This window comes from Actinosynnema sp. NPDC037264, assembly GCF_055603705.1.
In genome coordinates this window covers 70,539-78,709 of sequence record NZ_JBVJVK010000040.1, presented here as the reverse complement: position 1 = coordinate 78,709, position 8,171 = coordinate 70,539, and the positions used below count along the sequence as shown (strand labels likewise).

At 72.6% G+C, this 8,171-nt stretch carries 10 protein-coding genes and 1 pseudogene; 5 read left to right on the top strand and 6 right to left on the bottom strand.

Annotation, left to right across the window (positions count from 1 at the left end; all coding sequences use genetic code 11):
• Positions 1–143: 143 nt before the first annotated feature.
• The gene (locus tag ACZ7GX_RS32055; RefSeq protein ID WP_498782092.1) at positions 144–713 is read right to left on the bottom strand and encodes a dihydrofolate reductase family protein; all 570 of its coding nucleotides are present in this window, start codon (positions 711–713) and stop codon (positions 144–146) included.
• Between the two features lie 131 nt (positions 714–844).
• Between ACZ7GX_RS32055 and ACZ7GX_RS32050 the strand changes: the two genes are divergently transcribed.
• Positions 845–1,408, top strand: coding sequence for a TetR/AcrR family transcriptional regulator (locus ACZ7GX_RS32050; RefSeq protein WP_498782090.1), 564 nt, complete (start codon positions 845–847; stop codon positions 1,406–1,408).
• Between the two features lie 79 nt (positions 1,409–1,487).
• On the opposite strand, the gene ACZ7GX_RS32045 is transcribed toward ACZ7GX_RS32050, so the two are convergent.
• The 4 genes from ACZ7GX_RS32045 to ACZ7GX_RS32030 are packed head-to-tail and all read right to left on the bottom strand — an operon-like array spanning position 1,488 to position 4,797.
• Positions 1,488–1,781 (bottom strand): DUF3017 domain-containing protein, encoded by a 294-nt coding sequence (locus ACZ7GX_RS32045; protein ID WP_230572409.1) that lies wholly within the window; start codon positions 1,779–1,781, stop codon positions 1,488–1,490.
• A 20-nt stretch (positions 1,782–1,801) separates the two neighbouring features.
• Positions 1,802–2,650 carry a bifunctional methylenetetrahydrofolate dehydrogenase/methenyltetrahydrofolate cyclohydrolase gene (locus ACZ7GX_RS32040; protein ID WP_053721596.1) on the bottom strand — a complete coding sequence of 283 codons (849 nt, stop codon included), beginning with the start codon at positions 2,648–2,650 and terminating at the stop codon, positions 1,802–1,804.
• Between the two features lie 16 nt (positions 2,651–2,666).
• Entirely contained in the window at positions 2,667–3,596 is a 930-nt protein-coding gene (locus ACZ7GX_RS32035; protein WP_498782088.1) for a DMT family transporter, read from the bottom strand.
• Positions 3,589–4,797, bottom strand: coding sequence for an MFS transporter (locus tag ACZ7GX_RS32030; RefSeq protein ID WP_498782086.1), 1,209 nt, complete (start codon positions 4,795–4,797; stop codon positions 3,589–3,591). Before ACZ7GX_RS32030 ends, ACZ7GX_RS32035 begins: the two co-directional genes overlap by 8 nt.
• Positions 4,798–4,906: 109 nt before the next feature.
• Between ACZ7GX_RS32030 and ACZ7GX_RS32025 the strand changes: the two genes are divergently transcribed.
• From ACZ7GX_RS32025 to ACZ7GX_RS32015, 3 genes and pseudogenes are all read left to right on the top strand, one after another.
• The gene (locus ACZ7GX_RS32025) at positions 4,907–5,410 is read left to right on the top strand and encodes a YbaB/EbfC family nucleoid-associated protein (RefSeq protein WP_498782084.1); all 504 of its coding nucleotides are present in this window, start codon (positions 4,907–4,909) and stop codon (positions 5,408–5,410) included.
• Positions 5,407–5,718 (top strand): WXG100 family type VII secretion target, encoded by a 312-nt coding sequence (locus tag ACZ7GX_RS32020; protein WP_230572357.1) that lies wholly within the window; start codon positions 5,407–5,409, stop codon positions 5,716–5,718. Before ACZ7GX_RS32025 ends, ACZ7GX_RS32020 begins: the two co-directional genes overlap by 4 nt.
• An 11-nt stretch (positions 5,719–5,729) precedes the next feature.
• Positions 5,730–6,119: pseudogene (locus ACZ7GX_RS32015) on the top strand (WXG100-like domain-containing protein); the annotation flags it as partial.
• Positions 6,120–6,268: 149 nt separating this feature from the next.
• On the opposite strand, the gene ACZ7GX_RS32010 reads toward ACZ7GX_RS32015, so the two are convergent.
• Positions 6,269–7,105 carry a hypothetical protein gene (locus ACZ7GX_RS32010; protein WP_498782107.1) on the bottom strand — a complete coding sequence of 279 codons (837 nt, stop codon included), beginning with the start codon at positions 7,103–7,105 and terminating at the stop codon, positions 6,269–6,271.
• A 488-nt stretch (positions 7,106–7,593) separates the two neighbouring features.
• Here ACZ7GX_RS32010 and ACZ7GX_RS32005 point away from each other — a divergent pair, with 488 nt between their 5' ends.
• Positions 7,594–7,794 (top strand): hypothetical protein, encoded by a 201-nt coding sequence (locus tag ACZ7GX_RS32005; protein ID WP_498782105.1) that lies wholly within the window; start codon positions 7,594–7,596, stop codon positions 7,792–7,794.
• Positions 7,795–8,171: the final 377 nt, after the last annotated feature.

Here is an 8,171-nt window from a genome sequence, read left to right as displayed (position 1 = left end):
CCGGGCAGGCCTGGCGGACGCTTTTCCCGCCAGGCCTGCCCGGCTTTGGCCTGCCTGGGGTGCCCGTAAGGGCCCCATGTCAAATCGAGCCGAACCCAAGCCGGGCATCAAACTGAAAACTGAACCGGAACCTCAATCGCAGCTCAGACGCCATCCACCTTGGCATACGAAGCAAACACCACCCCCGAGTCGAAAACTCTGGTCGACGCCTTGGCGAATCGCGCAGTGGGGAACTCGCCCGCAAACAGGGGGATGCCCTTACCCAGTACAATCGGGTGAATTTTGAGCACCAGTTCGTCGATCTCGGGCAGCAGGCCGGCGGCCAACCTGCCTCCTCCGCACAGCCAGATGCCCAGACCGTCCGACTCTTCCTTCAGTTCACGCACCTTGGCCAGCGGATCCGTCACCACCTGCACGTCCTCGGGCGTCGTGCTCAGCCGTGACGACACCACGTACTGGCGCAGGTGTGGGTAGGGACTCGGTAGTCCTCCTGGCACTTGATAGGTGGCGCGACCCATGAGGATCGTGTCGAAGTGCTGGTTGGGCACGTCGATGCCCATGGCCTCGCGAGCCTGCGCGGGCAGCGTGTCGGGGTACTCCTCGACCAGGGCGGTCATGTGGTCGCCTTCGAACAGGAAGTCGCCGAAACCACCCTTCGGGTCCGCGATGAAGCCGTCGAGCGAGGTCGCGACGAAGTAGGTCAGGGTTCGCATGGTGGATTCCTCCTGGGTTCCTGGTTCCGGGGTTCCTGGTTCACGGGCTCGGCACGGACGCAGCGACAACCACTCCACCCGTAGTGCTCCGACTGTAGTACTATGCCCGGAGTAGTTGTCAAGGAGGAACCGTGGTGCGCAACCCGAACAGGCGAATGGCGCTGGTCGACGCGGCGATCGAGGTGCTGGCGCGCGAGGGCGCGCGAGGGCTGACGTTCCGTGCCGTCGACCAGGAGGCGGGGGTGCCCAACGGCACCGCGTCGAACTACTTCACCAGCCGCGACGACTTGCTGCGACAGGTCGGCGAGCACATCCACGTCCGGCTGACACCGGACGCGCAGAGGCTGGCCAGGACGATGGACGCGCCACCGGACAAGAGCCTCGTGGTGCGCCTGCTGCAAGAACTGCTGGAACGGCTCCAAGTCGACCGCACGGGCTACCTGGCCCTGCTGGAACTGAGACTCGAAGCCACCAGGCGCCCCGAGCTCCAGGCCGCGCTGACCAGGACGATCAGCGAGAACCTGGAGCAGAACGTCCGCTTCCACCTGGACGCGGGCCTACCCGGCGACCGCACCACCGTCGTCTCGCTCTACCTGGCGATGAGCGGCCTGATGGTGGAGCACCTGACCCTGCCCGACGTGCTTCCGCCAGAGGAGATGACCGAGCTGATCACAGCACTGGTCGACCGAACCTGACCGACGAACCCAGCCGAACGAACCGAACGAACCCAGCCGAACGAACCGAACGAACCTGACCAAGCCCGCCCGGCCCAGGTCACCGATCCAGCGGACCACCGATGATGGTCATCGCCACGAAGATCACCGCAAAGCCCAGCCCCGAGTACAGCAGCGCGTCCACGCTGCGCCCCCGGATCGCGATCAGCCCGGCCTGCTCGTCCGTCACCAGGACTCGCAGCAGCGCGGCGACCAGCAGCGCGACGCCGATCAGCACCGCGCCCTGCCGCCAGTGGTACTGGACGATCCGCACGAGACCGAGCCCCACCACCACCAGCACCAGCGCGAACGGCAGGTGCTTGCCCGCCGCGGACCGCCAGCGCTGCTCCGGCAACAACTCCACCGCTTCCCGCCTCAGGCCGTGCGCTCGGCTGCCTCGACCGTGTTGGTCAGCAGCATCGCAATGGTCATCGGACCCGCGCCACCCGGGATCGGCGCCAGGAAACCCGCCACCTCGGCCACGGACGGGTGAACGTCGCCCACCAACCCCGCCTCGGTGCGCGTGATGCCGACGTCGACCACGGCCGCGCCGGGCTTCACCATGTCCGCGGTGATCAGACCGGGGCTGCCCGCGCCCGCGACGACGATGTCCGCCCGCCGCACCTCGGCGGCCAGGTCCTTGGTGCCGGTGTGGCACAACGTCACGGTGGCGTTCTCCGAACGCCTGGTCAGCAGCAGCCCGATCGGACGCCCGACCGTCACACCGCGACCGACGACGGTGACGTTCGCGCCCGACAGCGGCACGTCGTACCGCCGCAGCAGCTCGACCACGCCGCGCGGGGTGGCGGGCAGCGGGGCCTCGTCACCGAGCACCAGCTTGCCCAGGTTGACGGGGTGCAGGCCGTCGCCGTCCTTGCGCGGGTCGATGCGCTCCAGGATCGGGTTCGGGTCGAGGTGCTTGGGCAGCGGCAGCTGCACGATGTACGCGGTGCACGCCGGGTCGGCGTTCAGCTCGTCGATGACCTCTTCCAGCTGCGCCTGCGTGGTGTCCGCGGGCAGGTCGCGGCGGATCGACGTGATGCCGACCTTCTCGCACGCCAGGTGCTTGCCCCGCACGTACGAGTGCGAGCCCGGGTCGTCACCGACCAGCACGGTGGCCAGCCCCGGCGTCACCCCCCGCTCGCGCAACGCGCCGACCCGCGCGCGCAGGTCTTCGAAGATCGCGTCCCGGGTGGCCCTGCCGTTGAGGATCGTCGCAGTCACGTGCCTCATCCTCTCATCACCGCCGGCCGGGCAACGCGGCGACCACCACGGCCAGCAGCGTCAACGCCGTGCCGACCAGCGCGAGCACGGACACGTGCTCACCTGCGGCGGGAGCCACGACGTCCACCGCGAGCGCGCCGACGAGCTGCCCGGCGACCTGGCACAGCCCGACCAGCAGCACGCCGAGCCACCGCACGGCCAGCACGGCCGAGCCGATGGTGCAGACCCCGAGCGCCCCGCCCGCGTAGAACCACGGCTCGCTCGGCGCGGCCGTGGGCAGCCCGCGCACCGCCACGTCGACCGCGCACACGACGAGCAGCACCGCCGTCCCGGTGCCGAAGTTGATCAGGGTGGTCACGCGCGTGCTCTGCGCCGCCTCGCGCACCAGCCCGTTCACCGCCTGCTGCCAGCCGAGCCCGAACCCGCCCAGCGCGGGCAGCAGCGCCAGCCACAACGCCGACGGGTCACCGGCCTCGTCCGACACGGCCACCGCGACCGCCACCACCGCCAACGCCGCACCGGCCACCCGCGGCCAGGTCAACGCCACCCGCCCGGCCGGACCGATGCCCGCCCGGTCCACCAGCAGGCTGCTCACCGCCTGCGAGCCCACCGCCGCCACCGTGAACACCGCCACGCCGAGCGCCGCGACCGTCAACCCCTGCGTGGACACGAAGAACGCCCCGCACGCGCCGCCGACGCACTGCCACCAGCGGATCCGCCCGTCCCGCAGCGACGACCACAGCCGGCCGAGCCCGGCCCGCCCCGCCGCCGTCGTCGGCACGGCGAGCAGCAACAGCGCGAACCCGCCGCCGAACGACACCAGCGCGGCCAGGAACCCGTCGCCGAACACGTGCCCCAGCTCGCCGTTCAACCGCCCCTGAACAGCCAGGAACGCCCCGCCGACGAACGCGAGCAGCGCACCGACCAGCCGAACCCGGTCACCCAACCCGCACTGCCTCCCGCTCGCGCACCCGGCTCGCCAGGAACGCGCCGACCAACGCCGCCACCGTGCTCGCACCGGCCGCCGCGGCCGGCCCGAAGTGGTCCAGCAGCGACCCGGCCACCGGCAGCGCCAACGCCGAGCCCGCCGTGGTGAACGTGCCCATCCAGCCGAACGCCTCGGCCTTGCGCTCGTCCGGCGCGAGCCCGCTGATCCGCTGGTTGTTGGCCGCGATGGCGGGCGCGATCGCCATGCCCCCCACCCCCAGCACCGCACCGATCAACCACACCGACGACGGGTCGAGCACCGGTGGCAGCACCAGCACCAGCGGTGCGATGCCCAGCGCCATCACCAGCATCCGCCGCGTGAACCTGGCCTGCCCGACGAGCCCGCCCGCGATCAGCCCGCCGAGGACCGACCCGACGCCCCACACCGCCGTCAGCACACCGGCCATCGCGGGTCTGCCCAGGTCACGTGCCCACGCGATGATCACCATGTCGATCGTCACGAGCGACGCCACCAGGAACAGCGTCGTCAGCAGCGCCAACGCCAGCGAACCGTCGCGCAGCAGCGTCCGCCCACCGGGTGCGGCCTCACGCGCCACCGGGCGGTCCAGCCCGGCCCGTCGCAGCGCGCCGCCGAAGCCGAGCGCGCCGAGCACCGCCAGCGCGCCGCACAGCCACAGCGCGACCTGCGCGTTCCACACCGCCACCACGGTCGCCGCCAGCGCGGGACCGACGATGTACATGACCTCCTGCATGGACGCCTCGACGGTGAACACCGCCGACTGCGCGGGTCCCGTCGCCAGCCGGGGGAAGCTCGCCCGGCTCATCGCCGTCACCGGCGGCGTGGACAGCCCGGTCAGGAACGCCACCACCACCGCCAACGGCCACGCCCCGCCGGGCGTGACGGCGGGCAGCACGCCGAGCACCGCGATGCCGACGCCGTAGCCGGCCGAAGTGACCAGCAGCAGCCGCCCGGCCGGGCTCCGGTCCGCGGCACGGCCCCGCAGCGGGCCCGCCACACCCATGCCCAGCGTCAACGCGCCGCCGACCACACCGGCCAGCGCGTACGACCCCGTCCACCCAGCTATCAGGAACGACACCGCCAGCGGCGTGCCCGGCAGGTGGATGCGGCCGACCATCGACCACAGCAGCAGCCACGGCAAGTGGGGTATCGCGGCGAGTTCCCGGTACGGACGGAGCACGGTGACACTCTGCCCGCACGCACCGACAACCCACCGCCGAATATCCGCGGGAACCCGTGGGCCTCGGTTAGCGTCAGCACCTCTGGAGAGCGCTCACGAGGGGACCGCTGTGACCGATCCGACAGGACGACGCGCCGAGTTGGAGGCGCGGAACGCGGCCATGCGCGAGCAGGTCGACTCCCTCCTGGCCGAGCTGCGGAAGAAGACCGACGAGCTGCGCGAGACGCAGGCGCAGGCCATGGCGATCACGGCGACCGCGGTGTCCAAGGACGGCTCCGTGCGCGCCACCGTCGACTCCGCCGGCGCGTTGACGTCCCTGGAGTTCTCCGCCAACGCGTTCGAGCGCACCACGCCCGACAAGCTGGCCCGGCTCACCGCCGAGACCGTGCAGCAGGCCGTGGCCAAGGCCAGGACCGAGCTGAACGAGGTGCTCGCGCCCGCGCAGGCAGGCCCGAGCATCGACCTGTCGGAGATGCTGCCCGGCGTGCCGTCCCTGGCCGACCTCATCCCCCAGCCGCCCGTCGTGCCGCAGCCGTCGACGCAGCCGCGTCGTCCCGCGCCGCGGTCCGACGATGACGACGGCGACACCATCATGGACAGGAGTGGCTGGTGAGCGGGTTCGACGTCAGCGTGTCCGGCCTGCGCCGAGGCGCGGGTCAGTTCGGTGCGGCGGGTGATTCGCTGGGCGGCGTGCTGCAGGCGTTGAGCTCGGCGTTGCAGGCCGAGGGCCAGTGCTGGGGCGGCGACGAGTCCGGGCAGGCGTTCGCCAAGGAGTACGTGCCGAATTCGCAGGCGACGTTGGAGGCCTTCGGCAACCTCGCCACGGCCCTTGCCGACATCCGCACCGGCGTGGAGCAGACCGCCGATGCCTACGAGGGTTCCGACCAGGGCAACGCGACCGGGATCTCCCGGACTTACTGAGGGGCACTGCGGTGGGCATCGAGATCCCGGGCGAGGTCACCTGGCTCTTCCCGATCGTGGTCGGGCAGAGCTGGCCGGAGGGTGACGAGACGGCGCTTCGGCGGATGGCCGACGCCTACCGCACGGCCGCGCAAGGCGTGAAGTCGGTCATCGACGAGGGCAACGGCGCGGCGTCCACCGTGTACGCGAGCCAGACCGGCGAGGCCGTCAAGGCGTTCGAGGAGTACTGGAAGAAGTTCTCCGCGGGCGACGACTCCTACCTGCCGAAGCTGCAGAAGATCTGCGAGCAGCTGGCGGACAGCTGCGACAACACCGCGCTGGAGGTGGAGTACACCAAGCTGTCGATCATCGCGTCGCTGATCGCGCTGGCGATCGAGATCGCCGCGCTGATCGCCGCGGCGTTCGGCACGTTCGGCGCGACGACGGCGGGCATCCCGATCGCGCAGCAGGCGACCCGGTTGATCGTGCAGTTCACGTTCCGGCAGTTGATCATCGCGATCCTCAAGGAGGTCGCGATCTCGGTCGGCATCGACGCGGCCATCCAGGCGATTCAGGTGGCGCGCGGCGACCGCGAGTCGTGGGACTGGGGCAAGACCACCGAGGCGGCGGTCTCGGGCGCGGTGTCCGGGCTGGTCGGCGGGGTGTCGGGCGGGCTGAAGTTCGAGGGCGGCGGGCTGGCCGGGCAGGTGGCGGTCGGCGCGACGCGCGGTGCGGTCGAGGGTGCGGTGTCCACGGTGGGCACGGCGGCCGTGATGGGGCAGGACATCTCGGCGCGGGACGTGCTGATGGGCGCGTCGGCCGGTGCGGTGTCCGGTGGGATCGGCGGCGCCAAGGACGGGATCTCCGTCGAGCCGCCGCGGGTGAACGCCGGCGGGCCGGACGGCGGGCCGCCGAACCTCGGGCCGACGCCGGGCGGCGTTCCCGGTGGCGTGCCTGGTGGTGTGCCCGGTGGGGTGCCCGGAGGTTCGCCGAGTGGGCCGCCGGTGAACCGTGACGGCTTGAACCGGCCGCCCGCCGGGACGACCGCGGCTTCGTCCGTGGCCGCACCGCCCGCGCCCGGGCCGAGGGTCAGCGCGCCGCCTTCGGTCGGTGGTGAGTCCGCCGGGTCTTCGCCTGGTGGTGCTCCGGCGCCGTCGGCCTTCAACGGTCCCGGGACGTCCGGTGGGCGCAGCGGCGCGTCGGTGCCGACGTCACCCGGTGGTGGTGGGACGGGGCCGTCGATCGGCAGTCGGCTCGGGACGGCTCCCGGTGGACCGGCCCCGAGCAGCGCGCCCGGCGGTCCTGCTCCCGGTTCGGCTCCCGGTTCGGCTCCTGGTTCGACGCCGGGTGCTGCCCCTGCCCGGATGCCCGGTGGGATGCCTGGTGGTCCGGCGTTCGCGCCGGGCACGGCCGGCGGTCCGCCGAGCGGGTTGAGCGCTGCTCCCGCCGCTACCGCCGCTCCTGCCGCGACGCCTCACAGCGCGTCCGCCGCGCCTGGTCTCCGGCCGGGTGGGGCGATGCCCGGTGTGCCCGCCGCGGGTGGGTCTGTGCCGGGTGGTTCTCCGTTCGGTGGGACGACTCCCGGCGGGCAGGGTCACGGCGGTCCGACGCCTGGTGCGGGGATGCCGGGGGTTGGTGCGCCGGGTAGCGGTGTGCCGGGCGGTGGCACGCCTGGTGGTTCGGCGCTCGGTGGTTCGTCTCTTGGTGGGCAGACGCCGGCCGGTGCGACGGCCGGCGGGCCTGTCCCTGGCGGCTCGCTGCCCGGCGGGTCGACGCCGGGTGGGACGCCGGGCGGCCCGGTGCCCGGTGGGTCCACTCCCGGCGGCTCGACCGCTGGTGGGCCGGTTCCTGGCGGAGCTGTGCCTGGCGGTGCTTTGCCCGGCGGTGCCACGCCGGGTGGATCGACGCCTGGTGGCTCTGTGCCGGGTGGGCCGACGCCTGGAGCGGTTCCCGGTGGGGCGACGCCCGGTGGCGCACTGCCTGGTGGGTCGGTGCCCGGTGGCGGGGTTGCTGGTGGTCCGGCTGCTGGTGGTCCGGTCCCGGGTGGTGCGCCTGTTGGTGGGGCACTGGCCGGCGGGGCTGTTGCCGGCGGTGTGATCGCGGGTGGGATGCCGCTCGGCGGGTCGATGCCCGGTGGATCTACGCCTGGTGGGTCGGTGTCCGGTGGGTCGATGCCTGGTGGGCCGACGCCTGGATCCGCACCTTCGGGTTCTGCGCCTTCGGGTTCCGCGCCTGCCGGTTCCGCGCCGGTGGTGGGCGGCAGTGGTGGTCCGGCGGCCGGTGGGGCAGCTCCCGCCGCGGGGGCCGGGACTGGGGCTCCGGCGACTGGGGCTCCGGCGACTGGGGCTCCGGCGGCTGGTGCGCCGATGGCGGGTGCGGCCGGCGGTGTCGCGCCTCCGGCCGGCGGTGCGCCCGGTGGTGGGCGTGGGGCTGCCGCGCCCGCGGCCAGTGGCTTCGTGGCCGATCCTTCCGCA

What these genes read in the sequence shown, in the direction of transcription:
- ACZ7GX_RS32055 (WP_498782092.1), bottom strand. Translation starts at nt 713, where the DNA reads ATGCGAACCCTGACCTACTTCGTCGCGACCTCGCTCGACGGCTTCATC.